This window comes from Telluria sp. ZB4P36, assembly GCF_059685865.1.
In genome coordinates this window covers 263286-280736 of the sequence record NZ_JCASIE010000004.1, presented here as the reverse complement: position 1 = coordinate 280736, position 17451 = coordinate 263286, and the positions used below count along the sequence as shown (strand labels likewise).

At 67.0% G+C, this 17451-nt stretch carries 10 protein-coding genes; 7 read left to right on the top strand and 3 right to left on the bottom strand.

Annotated elements, in window-relative coordinates; all coding sequences use genetic code 11:
* The first annotated feature begins 206 nt into the window (after positions 1-206).
* Together AC56LK_RS08900 and AC56LK_RS08895 are read left to right on the top strand one after the other, a co-directional pair.
* Positions 207-2249, top strand: coding sequence for a sensor histidine kinase, YfiR-like protein-associated (locus AC56LK_RS08900; protein WP_497184189.1), 2043 nt, complete (start codon positions 207-209; stop codon positions 2247-2249).
* Complete coding sequence (locus AC56LK_RS08895) at positions 2246-4894, top strand: EAL domain-containing protein (protein ID WP_497184188.1); 2649 nt, start codon at positions 2246-2248, stop codon at positions 4892-4894. Before AC56LK_RS08900 ends, AC56LK_RS08895 begins: the two co-directional genes overlap by 4 nt.
* Here AC56LK_RS08895 and thiL read toward each other — a convergent pair.
* Positions 4887-5849 (bottom strand): thiamine-phosphate kinase, encoded by a 963-nt coding sequence (thiL, locus tag AC56LK_RS08890; RefSeq protein ID WP_497184187.1) that lies wholly within the window; start codon positions 5847-5849, stop codon positions 4887-4889. The genes AC56LK_RS08895 and thiL overlap by 8 nt on opposite strands.
* Positions 5850-6019: 170 nt before the next feature.
* Between thiL and AC56LK_RS08885 the strand changes: the two genes are divergently transcribed.
* The 5 genes from AC56LK_RS08885 to AC56LK_RS08865 all read left to right on the top strand — a co-directional run bounded on the left by AC56LK_RS08885 (position 6020) and on the right by AC56LK_RS08865 (position 12924).
* On the top strand, positions 6020-8332 hold the full coding sequence (locus AC56LK_RS08885; protein ID WP_497184186.1) for an NADP-dependent malic enzyme: 2313 nt from the start codon (positions 6020-6022) through the stop codon (positions 8330-8332).
* 285 nt (positions 8333-8617) lie between these two features.
* Positions 8618-9661 carry a GDP-mannose 4,6-dehydratase gene (gene gmd / locus AC56LK_RS08880; RefSeq protein WP_497184185.1) on the top strand — a complete coding sequence of 348 codons (1044 nt, stop codon included), beginning with the start codon at positions 8618-8620 and terminating at the stop codon, positions 9659-9661.
* Between the two features lie 12 nt (positions 9662-9673).
* Positions 9674-10606, top strand: a complete 933-nt coding sequence (locus tag AC56LK_RS08875; protein WP_497184184.1) for a GDP-mannose 4,6-dehydratase — start codon at positions 9674-9676, stop codon at positions 10604-10606.
* Between the two features lie 38 nt (positions 10607-10644).
* On the top strand, positions 10645-11745 hold the full coding sequence (locus AC56LK_RS08870) for a glycosyltransferase family 4 protein (protein ID WP_497184183.1): 1101 nt from the start codon (positions 10645-10647) through the stop codon (positions 11743-11745).
* A 9-nt stretch (positions 11746-11754) separates the two neighbouring features.
* Positions 11755-12924, top strand: a complete 1170-nt coding sequence (locus AC56LK_RS08865; protein ID WP_497184182.1) for a glycosyltransferase family 4 protein — start codon at positions 11755-11757, stop codon at positions 12922-12924.
* Positions 12925-12926: 2 nt separating this feature from the next.
* Here the strand turns inward: AC56LK_RS08865 and AC56LK_RS08860 are convergent, their stop codons facing one another.
* Entirely contained in the window at positions 12927-13919 is a 993-nt protein-coding gene (locus tag AC56LK_RS08860; RefSeq protein ID WP_497184181.1) for a response regulator, read from the bottom strand.
* Positions 13916-17269, bottom strand: coding sequence for an MHYT domain-containing protein (locus tag AC56LK_RS08855; RefSeq protein ID WP_497184180.1), 3354 nt, complete (start codon positions 17267-17269; stop codon positions 13916-13918). Before AC56LK_RS08855 ends, AC56LK_RS08860 begins: the two co-directional genes overlap by 4 nt.
* Between the last annotated feature and the right edge of the window lie 182 nt (positions 17270-17451).

Below are 17451 nucleotides of genomic sequence, written 5' to 3'. Positions count from 1 at the left end.
CCGCGTTTACCCGGCGGGCTGCATGGACACCCGATTGTTTCGCTTTTTGCAGGACCCTGGATGCCGCTGGAACGAACTGCGCGTGACCGGATGGGGACGGCGCAAGCCCGCGGCACTGCCGCCGCGCTCCCTGCCTTCCGGCCGATGGACCGGCATTGCCGCGCCGGCGGCACCCGCGCGCCTGCCCGGCCCGCGCCGGAGGCCGCATGACCCAGCGCCGCTCGATCCGCAGCAAGCTGGTGAGGGCGGTGATGACGACCACCCTCGTCGCCCTGCTGGTGTCGGTGGCGATCATCATCGTCTACGACCTGCGCAGCTACCACCGCAGCCTGCTCAACGACCTCGCCACCCAGGCCGAGCTGGTCGGGCACATGAGCTCGGCCGCGCTGACTTTCGACGACCCGCGCCTGGCCAACGAAAACCTGGCGCTGCTGCGCACCCGCCCGCAGGTGCGCGCGGCCGCCATCTACGATGCCAACGGCGACCTGTTCGCCTCCTACCGGGCGGCCGGCGAGGCGCGTGCGCTGCCCGCTTCCCTGTCGGGCGCTCCCGCCGCCGACGCCGAGGACCTGGTCATCCACCAGCGCATCGTCGAGAACGGCGACACGCTCGGTACCGTCTACCTGCGCGCCGAGAACCGGCTGCTGGCGCGTACCCTCGATTACCTCAGCATCGCGCTCGGGGTGACCCTGCTGGCGATGGGCGTGGCCTACCTCCTGATGCGCCGCATGGGGCACGTGGTGACGGCGCCGATCGTGGCCATCACCGAGATCGCACGCGACGTCGTCGCCACCCGCGATTATTCGCGCCGCGCGCCGCGCATCAGCAACGACGAGGCCGGGGAACTGGTCGATTCCTTCAATGCCATGCTGACCGAGATCGAGGGGCGCACGCGCGAGCTCGAAACCTCCAGCAGCGAAATCGCGCGCGAGGTGGCGGAGCGCTCGCGCGCCCAGCAGGAAGTCATGCGGCTCAACGAGCAGCTCGAGCAGCGCGTGGACGAGCGCACCCTGCAGCTGGCGCTGGCCAACGCCGAGCTGGCCAATGCGATCGAGGAGGCGAGCAGCGCCAACCAGGCCAAATCGGCCTTCCTGTCCTCCATGAGCCACGAGCTGCGCACGCCGCTCAACGCCATCCTCGGCTTCGCCCAGATCCTCACCTCGGACTCGCTGCCCTCGACGCTCGAGCAGAAAAAGGAGTTCGCGAATCACATCCTGAAAAGCGGCCGCCACCTGCTCACCCTGATCAACGAGATCCTCGACCTGGCCAAGGTGGAATCGGGCACGGTGACCCTGTCGATGGAGCCGGTGGCGCTGAGCGACACCCTGCTCGAAACGCGCACGATGGTCGAGCCGATCGCGGCCGGCCGCGGCGTGCGGGTGCTGTTCCCGGAAACCCCGGGGGCGGTGGTGCTGGCCGACCGCACGCGCCTGAAGCAGGTCCTGCTCAACCTGCTGTCGAACGCGGTGAAGTACAACCGCGAAGCCGGTGCCGTGGTCGTGACCTGCGAACAGGTGGCCCCGACCCGCTTGCGCCTGTCGGTGCAGGACACCGGCGCCGGCCTCGACGCCGAGCAGGTGGCGAGCCTGTTCCAGCCCTTCAACCGGCTCGGCCAGGAAGGCGGCAGCCAGGAGGGCACCGGCATCGGCCTGGTGGTCACCAAGCGCCTGGTCGAGCTGATGGGTGGCGAGATCGGCGTCAGCAGCAGCCCCGGCGTGGGCAGCGTGTTCTGGATCGAGCTGGCCACCACGGCGCCGCTGGCGGCGCCGACCGAAGGCGCGGCGGCCGAGACGCCCGAGGTCGAGGCCGCACCCAATGAAGGAGAGCCCCACCTGGTCCTGTATGTCGAGGACAACCCGGCCAACCTGCGCCTGGTGGAAGAGATCGTGCGCTTCCGCTCCGACCTGCGGCTGCTGTCTGCGCTCGATGGCCACATCGGCCTGTCGCTGGCGCGCGCGCACCAGCCCGAGATCATCCTGATGGACCTGAACCTGCCGGGCATGAGCGGCATCGAGGTGCTCAGGCAGCTGCGCGCCGACCCCCTGACCGCCGCCATCCCGGTCATTGCCCTGACCGCCAACGCCATGCCGCGCGACATCGAGCGCGGCATGGCGGCGGGCTTCAACCGTTACCTGACCAAACCGATCGACATCGACAAGTTCACAGAGGCGATCAACAGTACGCTGGCGCAGCTGCATCCCCCGGGGAAGGGCGCGAAAGCTGAACCAGCCGAAAGGAAGGCCGAATGATTTCACTGCAAGACATCCGTCACGCGCGCATCCTCGTCGTGGACGACGAACCCGTCAACGTCCAGCTGCTCGAATACCTCCTCAAGACCACCGGTTACGAGAACGTCTCGAGCACCAACGACCCGCGCCAGGTGGTGTCGATGCACCTGAAACACCGCTTCGACCTGATCATCCTCGACCTGCACATGCCGGGCATGGACGGTTTCGATGTGATGGAAGCCCTGAAGCCGCTCGAGAGCGATTCCTGGCTGCCGGTGCTGGTGGTGACGGCGGAGCCGGACAAGAAGCTGGCCGCGCTGGAAGCCGGCGCGCGCGACTTCATCGGCAAGCCCTTCGACACGGTCGAGGTCATGACGCGCATCCGCAACCTGCTCGAGGTGCGCCTGCTGCATCGCGAATCGCAGGACTACGGTGTGCAGCTGGAGCGCGAGGTGCGCGAGCGCACCGCCGAACTGGCGCGCTTCCGCGGCGCGATGGATGCGACCCCGGATGCGATCTTCCTGATCGATACCGCCTCGATGGCGATGGTGGACGTCTCGGACGGCGCCTGCCGCATGCTCGGCTTCTCGCGCGACGCGCTGCTGCGCATCGACCCGGTGGCGCTGGGCCTGGCCACGCGCGCGCTGCTCGAGCGCCATTTGGCGGCCGATGCGCTGGCCCACGGGGGCAGCGTCTCCGCCGCGCCGGAGGTCGACGGACAGGACGGCAAGGTGGAGTTCGGGGCATTGCCGGGTGATATCGTCGAGACCGAGCTTCTGCGCGCCGGCGGCCAGGGCGCGGTGCCGGTGGAGATCAGCTGGAAGCTGCAGGACCTGGGCAAGAACCGCATGCTGATCGCGGTGGCGCGCGACATCAGCGAGCGCCTGCATGCGCAGGAACGCATGCGCCACATGGCCAGCTACGATGCCCTGACCGGCCTGCCGAACCGCACCCTGTTCTTCCAGAACCTGCGCGACGCGATCGAGCTGGCGCGCGACAAGCACTGGCGCGTGGCGGTGCTGTGCATCACCCTCGACCGCTTCAAGATCGTCAACGATTCGCTCGGCACCGCGCTCGGCGACGAGCTGCTGCGCCAGTTCAGCACCCGCCTGGTGCGCGTGGTGCGCCTGCGCGACACGGTCGGCCGCCTGGGCGGCGACGAGTTCGCCCTGATCCTGACCATGACGCGCGACCAGCAGGAGGCGGTCACGGTCGCCAACGAGATCCGCGAGACCCTGCGCACACCCTTCGACCTGCAGGGCCAGCAGGCCGCGCTGACGGCCAGCATCGGCATCGCCATGTATCCGGAAGACGCGACCGAGCCGGGCACCCTGATCAAGTATGCCGACACCGCCATGGTGCGCGCCAAGGAAGCAGGGCGCGACGGCTACCGCTTTTTCACCGCCGGCATGAATGTGCAGGTGCTGGCGCGCCTCGACCTCGAGCTGGCGCTGCGCGGTGCGCTGGAAGACAGCCAGTTCGTGCTGTACTACCAGCCCAAGCTGGAACTCAACACCGGCCGCATCTCGGGCGTGGAAGCGCTGCTGCGCTGGAACCGTCCCGGCTTCGGGCTGGTCTACCCGGCCGAGTTCGTGCCGGTGATGGAGGAGACCGGCCTGGTGGTGCGGGTCGGCGAGTGGATCGTCGACGAAGCCTGCCGCCAGATCGCGGCCTGGAACGCAAGTGGGGTGCGCGACGTGCGGGTGGCGGTGAACGTGTCGAGCCGCCAGTTCGTCGAGGGCGACCTGGAAGGCGTGATCCGCGCCGCGCTGGAACGCCACGGCGTCGAGCCGGGGCTGCTCGAGCTGGAGCTGACCGAGAGCGCGCTGATGTCGAATGCCGAGCACACCATCGAGGTGCTGGGGCGCCTGAAGGAGCTCGGCATCCGGATCGCGATCGACGACTTCGGCACCGGCTACTCCTCGCTGGCCTACCTCAAGCGCTTCCCGATCGACAAGCTCAAGATCGACATCGCCTTCGTGCGCGACATCGTGACCAACCCGGACGACGCGGCGATCGCGCTGGCCATCATCAGCATGGCGCACAGCCTGCACATGCAGGTGATCGCCGAGGGCGTCGAGACGCGCGCGCAGATGGCGTATTTGCGGCGCAACCGCTGCGACGAGATCCAGGGCTTCCACTTCTCGCGCGCGCTGCCGAGCGAGGAGCTGGCGCGCCTGGTGCAGGACAACCGCGCCCAGCCCGACCAGCCGCCGGCCCAGGACGACAAGGTGCAGACCCTGCTCATCGTCGACGACGACGTCAACGTGCTGACCGCGCTGCACCGCCTGTTCAGGCGCGACAACTACCGCGTGCTGACGGCGTCTTCGCCGGCCGAGGGCTTCGAGCTGCTGGCGCTGTACCGGGTGCAGGTGATCCTGTGCGACCAGCGCATGCCGGTCATGAGCGGGACCGAATTCCTCAGCAAGGTCAAGGAGATGTATCCGGAGACCATCCGCATCATCCTGTCGGGCTACACGGGCGTGGAGACGGTGCTCGATTCGATCAACCGCGGGGCGATCTACCGCTTCTACACCAAGCCCTGGAACGACCTGCAGCTGCGCGAGAATATCCGGCTGGCCTTCCGGCATTACTGGCTGACCTATGGGCCCTACGATGACCGCAAGACGCCGCGCGAGGATGGGGAAAAAGCAAACCTCAGCTGAAGTGATCCCAGCCGCTCACCGCGAGGTCGAGCGGCTTGCCCTGGGCATCCACGAAGCGCAAGCCCGGCGCTGCGTCGATCCTTCCCACCCGCGTGACGGCCGTGCCGCCGGCCCTTCCGGCTTCCAGCACCGCTTCCCGGTTGGCCGCCGGCGCCGTGAAGCACAACTCGTAGTCATCCCCGCCCGCCAGCGTGAACCTGCGCCGCAGTGCGGGCGCCTGCCGCGCCAGCACCGGCCCGGCCGGCAGCGCGTCGACGTCCAGCGTCGCTCCGACCTTCGATGCGGCCAGGATATGCCCGAGATCGCCCGCCAGCCCGTCCGAGATATCGAGCGCCGCATGCGCCACCGGCCGGGCGGCCAGCGCCAGGCCCAGGGCCACGCGCGGCGTCGGCATATGCATCCGCTGCGCCGCCTGCGCATGATCGTCGGCAGGCAGGTCCAGCTCCTTCCAGTAGCCCGCCAGCGCCAGGCGCGCATCGCCCAGCGTTCCCGAAATCCAGATGTCGTCGTCCACCAGCGCCGCGTCGCGCCGCAGCGCATGGCCCGGCGCCAGGTCGCCGAACACCGTGATGCAGATGTTCAGCGGCCCCTTGGTGGTATCGCCGCCGACCAGCTCGCAGCCGTGCGCGTCGGCCAGTGCGAACAGCCCGCGCGAAAAGCCGTCCAGCCACGCCGGATCGGCTGCCGGCAAGGCGAGCGCCAGCGTGAAGGCCACGGGGCGCGCGCCCATCGCCGCCAGGTCCGACAGGTTCACCGCCAGGCTTTTATGACCCAGCATGAAGGGATCGGCGCCGGCAAAGAAGTGGCGGTTCTCGACCAGCATGTCGGACGAAATCGCCAGCTGGCGGCCGGGGGAGGGCGTCAACAGCGCGCAATCGTCGCCGATGCCGAGCTCGGCCCGGCCGGGGCGTGCGCGTTGGAAGAATTGTTTGATGAGGTCGAATTCGGAGAGCATGGAGCGGATTGTAAACGCCCTGTTCAGCGATAAGCCTGGCACACAAAGTAATTAGCTTATTAGATAAACTTATAAATCAAACCACAGCTTGTTGAAAATACGTAGCCTTTGTCAACTGTTCGTCTGATAAAATTGGAGGTTCCCCTCTAGTATCAGGAAGGCTGCCAGGCATGGACTCGTCATCGGACAAGAAAGAAGAATTGCGTCAACAACTGCGTGCTGCAGCGCTCGAATACCACCAGATTCCCCGCCCCGGCAAGATCAGCGTCACCCCGACCAAGGGCCTGCTGAACCAGCGTGACCTGGCGCTGGCGTATTCGCCGGGCGTCGCCGCGCCTTGCGAGGAGATCGTCAAGGACCCGGCCAATTCGTACAAGTACACCGCGCGCGGCAACCTGGTCGCCGTGATCTCGAACGGCACCGCCGTTCTTGGCCTGGGCAACATCGGCCCGCTGGCATCGAAGCCGGTCATGGAAGGCAAGGGCGTGCTGTTCAAGAAGTTCGCGGCGATCGACGTGTTCGACATCGAGGTCAACGAGAACGATCCGGACAAGCTGGTCGACATCATCGCCTCGCTCGAGCCGACCTTCGGCGGCATCAACCTCGAGGACATCAAGGCGCCCGAGTGCTTCTACATCGAGCGCAAGCTGCGCGAGCGCATGAAGATCCCGGTCTTCCACGATGACCAGCACGGCACCGCCATCATCGTCGGCGCGGCCATCCTGAACGGCCTGAAGGTCGTCAACAAGGACATCAAGAGCTGCAAGCTGGTGGTCTCGGGTGCCGGCGCGGCCGCGCTGGCCTGCCTCGACCTGATCGTCGACCTCGGCTTCCCGATCGAGAACATCTTCGTCACCGACCTGGCCGGCGTGGTCTACAAGGGCCGCACCGAGCTGATGGACCCGGACAAGGAACGCTTCGCGCAAGAGACCGGGCACCGCTCGCTGGCCGAAGTGATTCCGGGCGCCGACATCTTCCTCGGCCTCTCGGCCGGCGGCGTCCTGAAGCAGGACATGGTCGCCAAGATGGCGCCGAACCCGCTGATCCTGGCGCTGGCCAACCCGAACCCGGAAATCCTGCCCGAGGATGTGAAGGCGGTGCGCAGCGATGCCATCATCGCCACCGGCCGCTCGGACTACCCGAACCAGGTCAACAACGTCCTCTGCTTCCCCTACATGTTCCGCGGCGCGCTGGACTGCGGCGCGACCACCATCACCCGCGAAATGGAAATCGCGGTGGTGCATGCGATCGCCGACCTGGCGCACGCCGAGCAGTCGGACATCGTGGCCTCGGCCTACGGCATCAATAACCTGTCCTTCGGCCCGGAATACCTGATCCCGATGCCTTTCGATCCGCGCCTGCTGACCCACATCGCCCCGGCGGTGGCCAGGGCGGCCCAGGAAGGCGGCGTGGCGACGCGTCCGATTGCCGACATGGAAGCCTACGCCGACAGCCTGCAGCAGTTCGTGTACCGCAGCGGCACCTTCATGAAGCCGCTGTTCTCGGTCGCCAAGAAGGCGCCGATGGAAGCCAAGCGCATCGTCTACGCCGAGGGCGAGGACGAGCGCGTGCTGCGCGCGGTGCAGGTGGTGGTCGACGAGAAGCTGGCGCGCCCGATCCTGGTCGGCCGTCCGGCGGTGCTGGAAAAGCGCATCGAGAAGTTCGGCCTGCGCCTCAAGCTCGGCCAGCACGTGGACGTGATCAACCCGGACTTCGACGAGCGCTACCGCGACTACTGGCAGTCCTACTACGAACTCGGCATGCGCAAGGGCGTGACCATCGACATGGCCAAGCTCGAGATGCGCCGCCGCCATACCCTGATCGGCGCCATGATGGTCCAGAAGGGCGATGCGGACGGCCTGATCTGCGGCACCTACGGCACCACCCAGATGCACCTGCACTACATCGACCAGGTGCTGGGCAAGCGCGCGGGCAGCAACGTGTATGCGGCGATGAATTTCCTGATCACCCAGGACCGCCAGCTGGCCATCGTCGACACCCACGTCAACGAGAACCCGGATGCGCAGGAACTGGCGGAGATCACCGTCATGGCCGCCGAGGAGATGGAGCGCTTCGGCATCCAGCCGCGCGCGGCCCTGCTGTCGCACTCGAACTTCGGCACCTCGAACAGCGCATCGGCCCAGAAGATGCGTGCGGTCCTGCCGCTGGTGCAGGCCATGAAGCCGGGCCTGGAAATCGACGGCGAGATGCACGGCGATACCGCGATCGAAGCCAAGGTGCGCGTCAAGATCATGCCGAACTCGGCGCTGACGGGCGACGCCAACCTGCTGATCATGCCGAACATCGACGCCGCCAACATCTCCTACAACCTGGTCAAGAGCGCGGCCGGCAACGGCATCGCGGTCGGCCCGATCCTGCTGGGCTGCGCGCGCCCGGTCCACATCCTGACGCCGTCGGCGACGGTGCGCCGCATCGTGAACATGACGGCCCTATGTGTTGTGGATGCAGTGTCCCAAAGGTAAGTAAGTACTGACGAGCAGTAAAACACACGCCTGATGCGGCTCTTGGCGCTGCATCAGGCGTGTTTGTCTTTAAGTTTCATTGTTTGTCTTCGCACAAATACAACGGTAACAAACCGTAAGCGGGCGACGGGTGTCCCCCGTTTCAGGGCATAATGTCGAGATAAATTGTTGCATTTATTGCAGCTGTTTCTTCCATGCAAGAAAGAGTGACAACATCTCCTCTCTGATACAATCCCGGCTGTCCTGAGTCTGGCGGCCTGCGAGACCATTCAAGTACCCAAGAATATGCATACAACAAAAAGAGCCCTCATCACTGGCATTACCGGCCAGGACGGCGCCTACCTGGCGCAGATTCTCCTGGAAAAGGGTTACCACGTGACCGGCACCTTCCGCCGTTCCAGCTCGGTCAACTTCTGGCGTATCGAGGAGCTCGGCATCGACAAGCACCCGAACCTGGCGCTGGTCGAGTATGACCTGACCGACCTGTCTTCGAGCATCCGCCTGGTCGACAGCGCGAAGCCGGACGAGATCTACAACCTGGCGGCGCAGAGCTTCGTCGGCGTATCCTTCGAGCAGCCCGTCACCACCGCATCGATCACCGGCCTGGGCGCCGTCAACCTGCTGGAAGCGATCCGCATCGTCAATCCGAAGATCCGCTTCTACCAGGCTTCCACGTCCGAGATGTTCGGCAAGGTGCAAGCCATCCCCCAGGTCGAGGAAACCCCGTTCTATCCGCGCAGCCCCTACGGCGTCGCCAAGCTGTATGCGCACTGGATGACCGTCAACTACCGCGAGTCCTACGGCATCTACGGTTCCTCCGGCATCCTGTTCAACCACGAATCGCCGCTGCGCGGCCGCGAGTTCGTCACCCGCAAGATCACCGATTCGGTCGCCAAGATCGTCCTGAACAAGCTCGACGTGCTTGAGCTGGGTAACCTCGACGCCAAGCGCGACTGGGGCTATGCCAAGGAATATGTCGAAGGCATGTGGCGCATCCTGCAGGCCGACGAGCCCGACACCTTCGTACTGGCCACCAACCGCACCGAGACCGTGCGTGACTTCGTCAGCATGGCCTTCAAGGGCGCCGGCATCAGCGTCGAATTCAGCGGCGAAGGCGAGAACGAAGTCGGTCATTGCGCCCGTACCGGCAAGGCCCTGGTGCGCGTGTCGCCCAAGTTCTACCGCCCGGCCGAAGTCGACCTCCTGATCGGCGACCCGGCCAAGGCCAGGCGCGTGCTCGGCTGGGAGCCGAAGACCACGCTCGAAGACTTGTGCCAGATGATGGTCGACGCCGACCTGCGTCGCAACGAAATCGGATTCTCGTTCTAAACCATGGAACGCATGGCCACGGATGACATCCCGGCGTTCATCGGCGGGAGGGAAGGCGAGGGACGCCGCGCGCTCGTCACGGGCTTGCGCGGCTTCACCGGCTACTACATGGCGCAGGAGCTGACGGCCGCCGGCTACCGTGTCTATGGCACCGTCATGCCGGGCGAAGAGCTCGGCCCCGACATCTTCCCGGTCGACCTGTGCGACCGCGGCGCCGTGGCGCGCATGGTCGACGAGGTGCGGCCCGACGTGGTCGCCCACCTGGCCGGCATCGCCTTCGTGGCCCATACGGATTCCGAACTGATCTACCGCGTCAACGTCGTCGGCACGCGCAACCTGCTGGAAGCGCTGGCAAATGGCAAGCACCGGCCCACCAGCGTGCTGCTGGCGTCCTCGGCCAACATCTACGGCAACGCCAGCGTGCCCGTCATCGACGAGAACGTCGCGCCGGCGCCGGCCAACGACTATGCCGTCAGCAAGCTGGCCATGGAATACATGGCGCGCCTGTGGATGGACAAGCTGCCGATCACCATCGCGCGCCCGTTCAACTACACCGGCGTCGGGCAGACCGACAACTTCCTGCTGCCGAAGATCGTGTCCCACTTCCGCCGCAACGAAAAACGCATCGAGCTGGGCAACCTGGCGATCGCGCGCGACTTTTCCGACGTGCGCATGGTGGCGCGCGCCTACCGGCGCCTGATGGCCGTGGCGCCCGCCGGCGAAGCCTTCAACGTCTGCTCGGGGGCGTCGCATTCGCTGGCCAACCTGATCGACATGATGAGCGAGATTGCCGGCTACCACATCGACGTGCACGTCAACCCGGCCTTCGTCCGCGCCAACGACGTGCTCACGCTGTCGGGCAGCAACAGCAAGCTGACCGCCGTCATCGGCCAACTCGAACCGACGCCGCTGTCCGAGACGCTGCGCTGGATGTACCGGGCGTGAGTGGTACGGGCGGTCTCACCGTCGGACTCGGAACGACCATGATCGAACCGGGCCTGACCGGCGGCCGCCTCGACGGCATCGGGGTCTATACCCGCGCGCTGATGCGCCACCTGCCGCGCGCCGGCTGCACCGTGCTGCCGTATTCCTGGCCGCGCATGCGCTCTGGTGGAACCGGCATCAGCATCGGCCAGCCCATGCCGCAATCCTTCGAAACCGCCTCGCTGGTCGACCTCGCCACGCCCGGCGCCCACCGCGTCCACATGCCGGCCGACCTGTTCCACGTCACCGACTACCGTATCGTGCGCATGGACTGCCCGGTGGTGGCCACCCTGCACGACGCGCTGCCGATCAAGTATCCCGAGTGGTGCAACCCGCGCCTGCGCAGCGTGAAAAACTGGCTGCAGCGCAAGGCCACGGCCAAGGCCGACCACGTGATCGCGCTCTCGCACTTCGCCATCGACGAACTGGTCGACTGCTTCGGCGTGAACCCGAACCGCGTCTCGGTGGTCTATTGCGGCGTCGATGACGAATGGCTCCTGCCTGCGGATCAAGCCGCCGTGGCCGCCACGCTCGCTGAATACGGGCTTGAGCCTGGCTATTTCCTCACCGTCGGTACGCTGCAACCGCGCAAGAACGTCGGGCGCCTGCTCGACGCCTGGCTGAGCCTGCCCAAGTCCCTGCGCGACGAACGCGCCCTGGTGGTGGTGGGGGCGCGCGGCTGGCGCTGCGAAGAACTTGTGGTGCGATTGCAAGCCGCGCAGGCCGGGGGCGAGAACCTGGTCTGGCTCGACAGGCTCACCGATCCGCAGGCGCTCCGCCACATCTATGCCGGCGCGGGCGTGTTCGCTTTTCCTTCGCTCTACGAAGGCTTCGGGATCCCGGTGGTCGAGGCCTTCGCCTCGCACGTGCCGGTGGTCGCATCGAATGCCAGCTCGCTGCCCGAGGTGACGCAAGGCGCGGCCCTCGAGGTCGATCCGCTCGACACGGGCGCGCTTGCCGACGCACTGCGGACCCTCGCCGTCGACGTCCGTGAGCGCACGCGCTGCATCGCCGCCGGACGGGCGCGCGCCGAACAACTGACCTGGCATGCCACCGCACGGCAGACCGCCGAGGTGTACCGTGCAGTACTTTCGCAGTAAGCTTCCAACATGCGTGTCCTTCATTTCTACAAGACGTACTATCCGGATTCCCTCGGGGGCATCGAACAGGTGATCCGCCAGCTGTGCGTCGGCACGACGCGCCTGGGCGTGAGCAATACCGTGCTGTCGCTGTCGCGCCGGAAAGACCTGGCGCCCTTCCAGTTCGACGGCCACACCGTGGTTCGTGCCCCGCTGAACTTCGAGATCGCCTCGAACGGCTGCTCGCTGCAGGCGATCGGCGCGCTGGCGCGCATGGCGCGCGAGGCCGACGTGGTCCACTATCACTTCCCCTGGCCCTTCATGGACCTGGCACACTTCCTGGCGCGCGTGAACAAGCCGACCGTGGTCAGCTATCACTCCGACATCGTGCGCCAGAAGCGCTGGTTGCGCCTCTACCAGCCGCTCAAGTACCGTTTCTTCGACAGCGTCGACACCATCGTCGCCGCCTCGCCCAACTACCTGGCGTCGTCACCGGTGCTGCAGCGCTACCGCGACAAGGCGCGCGTCATCACCTACGGCCTGGACAAGAGCACCTATCCGAACGTCGAGCCCTGCCGCCTGGCGCACTGGCGCGCCAAAGTGGGGCCGAAATTCTTCCTGTTCGTGGGCGTGCTGCGCTACTACAAGGGCCTGAACTTCCTGCTGGAAGCGGCCAAGGGGCTGGACTATCCGATCGTGATCGTCGGCACCGGGCCGGAAGAAATGGCGTTGAAGGAACAGGCTGCGCGCCTGGGACTGAAGCAGCTGATGTTCGCCGGCGCGCTGGACGACGCCGACAAGGCGGCCTTGCTGAGCCTGTGCTACGGCCTGGTCTTCCCCTCGCACCTGCGCTCGGAAGCCTTCGGCATCTCGCTGCTGGAAGCCGCGATGTACGGCAAGCCGATGATCTCCTGCGAGATCGGCACCGGCACCACTTATATCAACCTCGCCGACGAGACCGGACTGGTGGTACCGCCTTCGGACCCCGCCGCGCTGCGCCTTGCGATGCAGATGCTGTGGAACGATCCGGAACTGGCGCGCCGCATGGGCGCACGGGCGGAACAACGTTACCACGAGCTGTTCACGTCGGAGCAGATGGCGGCGAGCTATACCGACCTGTACAGGGAGCTGGTGGCGCGCAGGGCGACCGCGAATGCGGGGGCGGGTGTGGGCTTGGCGGGCGTGCCGCCGACGCGCTAGGTCTAGGCCTCGGCCCAGCGCTGCTGGACCGCCCGCACCGCCGGCATCTGTTCGATGAACAGGTCCACCAGCGCCGGATCGAAGTGGCGGCCCTTCTGCTCGCGCAGGAAGTCGATCGCCTCCTGCTCGGTCCAGGCTTTCTTGTACGGCCGCACCGAGGTCAGGGCGTCGAACACGTCGGCGATCGCCACGATGCGCCCGGCCAGCGGAATCGCATCGCCGCGCAGCCCCTGCGGGTAGCCGCTGCCGTCGTACTTCTCGTGGTGGGTCAGCGCGATCTGCGAAGCCAGCGCCAGCATGCCGCTCTCATGCTCGCCGATGATCTCGGCGCCGATCGTCACGTGGCTCTGCATGACCTTCCATTCTTCCGGATCGAGCGGCCCGGGCTTCTGCAGGATGCGGTCGGGGATGCCGATCTTGCCCACGTCGTGCATCGGCGCGGCGTGCAGCAGGTCGTCGGCCTCGACCTCGCTCATGCCGGCGGCGATGCCGAGAATGCGCGAGAAGTGGCTCATGCGGATCACATGCAGGCCGGTCTCGTTGTCCTTGTACTCGGCCGCCAGGCCGAGGCGCTGGACGATCTCCAGGCGCGTCGCGCGCAGTTCTTCCATGCGCACCAGCGACAGGTGGATGCGCACGCGCGCCCGCACCACCGGCGGGCTGACCGGCTTGGTGATGTAGTCCACCGCGCCGGCCTCGAAGCCTTCCAGCTCGTCGGCGGTGTCGGTCAGGGCGGTCACGAAGATCACCGGGATCGCCGCGGTATCGGGGTTGGCCTTGAGCGAGGCGCACACTTCGTAGCCGGACATCCCCGGCATCATCACGTCGAGCAGCACCAGGTCGGGGGCTTCCTGCCGCGCCAGCTCGAGCGCGCGCGCGCCGTCCTTGGCGAACAGCAGGCGGTAGTGGTCTTGCAGGATCTGGCGCAGCAGCTGCAGGTTGCTGGCCTCGTCGTCGACCGCGAGGATCAGCGGGCGGTTGTTCGGTTGGGTCATGCGGAGGTATCCAGTGATGCGTCCTGTGGTACGTGTTCGCCCAGGGTGGCCATCACGGCTTCAAGCTGTTCCAGGGCGGAGTCGAATTCGAAGTCGCCGATCGCGCCCTGGATCTGGGCGACGCGCGGCGCGACCGGGTGGCCGGCGAGCGCCGCCGCCAGTCCGGCCAGCGCGGCATCGTCGAGGGCGCCGCGGCGCAGGGCCTGCAGCAGCACGCCGCCCGCGCGGCGCGCGCGCGCCAGGTCGAACGGAGCCGCCTCGGGCGCCATGGTCGGCTGCGGGCTGCCGGCGCGGATCGCGGCGAGCGCCTCGGCCAGGGCCGCGGTGGAGGCTTCCAGCGCCTGGGCCGCCCCGCGCTCGTCGGTCGGTACGGCATTGGTGGCCTGCTCCAGCCTGGACAGGGCGTCCGACAGCTGCTCCAGGCCGACGTTGGCGGCCACGCCGCGCACCTTGTGCGCCAGCATGCGCAATTCCTGGTGCGCGCCGCCCGCCGCGTGCATCTGCAGCGTGGTGGCGAGGTCGCCGTACTGGCGGCCGAAGTGCTCGAGCGCCTCGGCGTAGACGTCGGCCTTGTCGGCCCAGCGGTGCAGGCCGGCGCGGCGGTTCAGCACTTCGCGCGCCGCGGCCGGGAGCACGAGCGCATCCTTGTCGGCCTGCTGCTGGTCGAGGCCCAGCACGCGCGCGATCTCGTGCGACAGGGTGAACCAGTCGACCGGCTTGGTGGCGAAACCGTCCATGCCCACGTCGACGCTGGCGCGGCGATGCTCGGCCAGCACGCTGGCGGTCATCGCGATCACCGGCGTGCGGCGCTTGCCGGTGGCGGCCTCGAAGGCGCGGATCGCGCGGGTGGCGCTCAGGCCGTCGAGCGTCGGCATCTGGAAGTCCATCAGCACCAGGTCGAAATCGCCGCTCCTGGCCTGTTCCAGCACCGCCGCGCCGTCCGACACGGCGGTCAGGGTATGGCCGCGGCGCGTCATCAGGAGCTGCAGCAGTTCCAGGTTCTGCGGCACGTCGTCGGCAGCCAGTACGCGCAGCGGCGGCAGCACGGCGGCGCTGCGCACGCGCGGCGCCTGCTGGGCGAAGCGCGCCAGCACCAGCGGCAGGTGCACGTGGAAGCTGGTTCCCTTGCCGAGTTCGCTCTCGGCCCAGATCCGGCCGCCCATCAGTTCGACCAGCTGCTTGCAGATCGTGGTGCCGAGGCCGGTGCCGCCGAAGCGCCGTGTCATCGAGGCGTCGGCCTGGGTGAACGGGTCGAAGATCGCCTGCAGGCGATCCGGGGCGATGCCGATGCCGGTGTCGCTGACGATGATGCACAGCTGGTCGCCCTCGGCGCGGACGCGCAGGGTGACGGTGCCCTGGGGGGTGAACTTGATCGCGTTGTCGAGCAGGTTGGTCAGCACCTGGCGCACGCGCAGCTCGTCGCCGCGCAGGCCGGTCGGCAGCGCCGGATCATAGTGGATGTCCAGGTGCAGGCCCTTGGCGCGCGCGTTGGCGGCCAGGGTCGACGACAGTTCGTCGATCAGAGACAGCAGGTTGTAGTCGTTCTGCTCGAGCTCCACCGCGCCTTTTTCCAGCTTGGCGGTGTCGAGGATTTCGTTGAGCAGGCGCAGCAGGGAGCGGCCGGCATTGCGGATGGTGTCCAGGTGGCGCCGCTGTTCCTTGTTGAGCTCACCGTCGAGCAGCACGTCGGTGAAGCCCAGGATCGAATTCATCGGCGTACGGATCTCGTGGCTCATGTTGGCCACGAAGCTTGCGCGCGCGGCGGCGGCCTGCTCGGCCTTGTCCTTGGCTTCGCGCAGTGCGTCTTCCATTTCGCGGCGCTCGGTGATGTCGAGGATGACGCCGTCGAGCCAGGCCACCTTGCCGTCGTCGTCGCGCACGCCGCTGCCGTTTTCCCATAGCCAGCGCACGCTGCCATCCCGGTGCAGCAGGCGGTATTCGACCAGGTAGGGGCGGTCTTCGCGCAGCGCGGCGTCCAGTTCTTCGTTGACGCGCACGCGGTCGGCCGCGTGCATCAGGGTGCCGTAGGGGCGGCGCGGCGGATCGCCCATGAAGTCGGCCGGAGGATAGCCGGTGATGCGTTCGACCGCATCGCTGATGAAGACCATCGGCCAGTCGCCATCCACCTTGCTGCGGAAGGAAATGCCCGGGATGTTGCCGATCAGGGAGCGGAACTGCTGCTCGCTGGCGTGCAGCGCATGCATGATGGCGCGCCGTTCGCTGATGTCGGTGATGAAGCAGACGAACAGGTCCTGGGTGCCGAGGCGCGCGTGGCCGATCGCGCGGCGGATCGGCACCAGGCTGCCGTCCTTGCGCTTGCCCATGAGCTCGCTGCTATTCGAGAGTGCCGCGGTATAGCCGTCGCGCATGATGCCCAGCAGGCCGTCGTGCGAGGCGGCATCGTCGTCGGCGATCAGGAGGCTGGCGCTTCTGCCAACGATCTGGTCGCGCTGCCAGCCGAAGATGCGTTCGGCCGAGGCGTTGAATTCGGTGATGGTGCCGTCGCGCGCGATAGTGATCACGCCGTCCACCGTGGTGGTGAGCAGGGCGCGCATCCAGGCTTCGCTGCGCTGCAGTTCGAGGAACATCTGGCGATAGCGCAGCAGGCCGTTGGCGGCGACCACCAGGCCGGTGAAGACCACGGTAATGAGGGAGATCGCGAGCGCCAGGAAGTCGCTGTTCGAGGAACCGGTGCCGCCCGGTTCGACCTGGCCGACGAAGCGCGCGGCCGCCATGCCGGTGTAGTGCATGCCGGCGATGGCGCAGCCCATCACGACGGCCGCCAGCAGCAGGCGGCGCGATTCGCTCAGCGACTTCAGGCGCGACAGGCCGAAGCGCACGCCCAGGGCCAGCGTGGCCAGCACCACGGCGACCACGATCGACAGCGCGAACATGGCCGGGTCGTAGCGCAGTTGCAGGTTCATCTGCATGCCGGCCATGCCCGAGTAGTGCATGGCGCCGATGCCGGCGCCGACCACGACGCCGCCCACCAGCAGGCCGGCCGCACCCAGGCGCTGGCGCGAGATCAGCGACAGTGCCACCGCCGAGGCGCCGATGCTGGGCAGGGCCGACAGGATGGTGACCATGGGGTCGTAGGTGATCGGCGTGCACAGCTTGAATGCCAGCATGCCGATGAAGTGCATGGCCCAGACGCCGGCGCCGAGGGCCAGGCTGCCGCTGCCGAGCACGATGGCGCGGTGGGTGCGGCTGGCGGCCGCCTGGCCGGCAATCTGCAGGCCCATCCAGGACGAGAAAATGGCGATCAGGACCGACAGCAGCACGAAGCGCGGTTCGTAGATGCCGAAGGCGAGCAGCGACGGATCTTCTGGAATTGAAAATATTTGCAGCATGGGGCGGCTTGTGCGGTGGTTGGGCAGTGGACAGCGCCCGGGGATGGTCTCAGCAGTATCTCACTTTCGTAAAGGAAAGTCTCGTTGAAGCCAGGAATCATGCGGGTTTGACCCGCTTATGTGTCGCGCATATGCCACCCGAAAGCCTCGCGTAATGACATGCATTGCGGAAAAATTCTGGG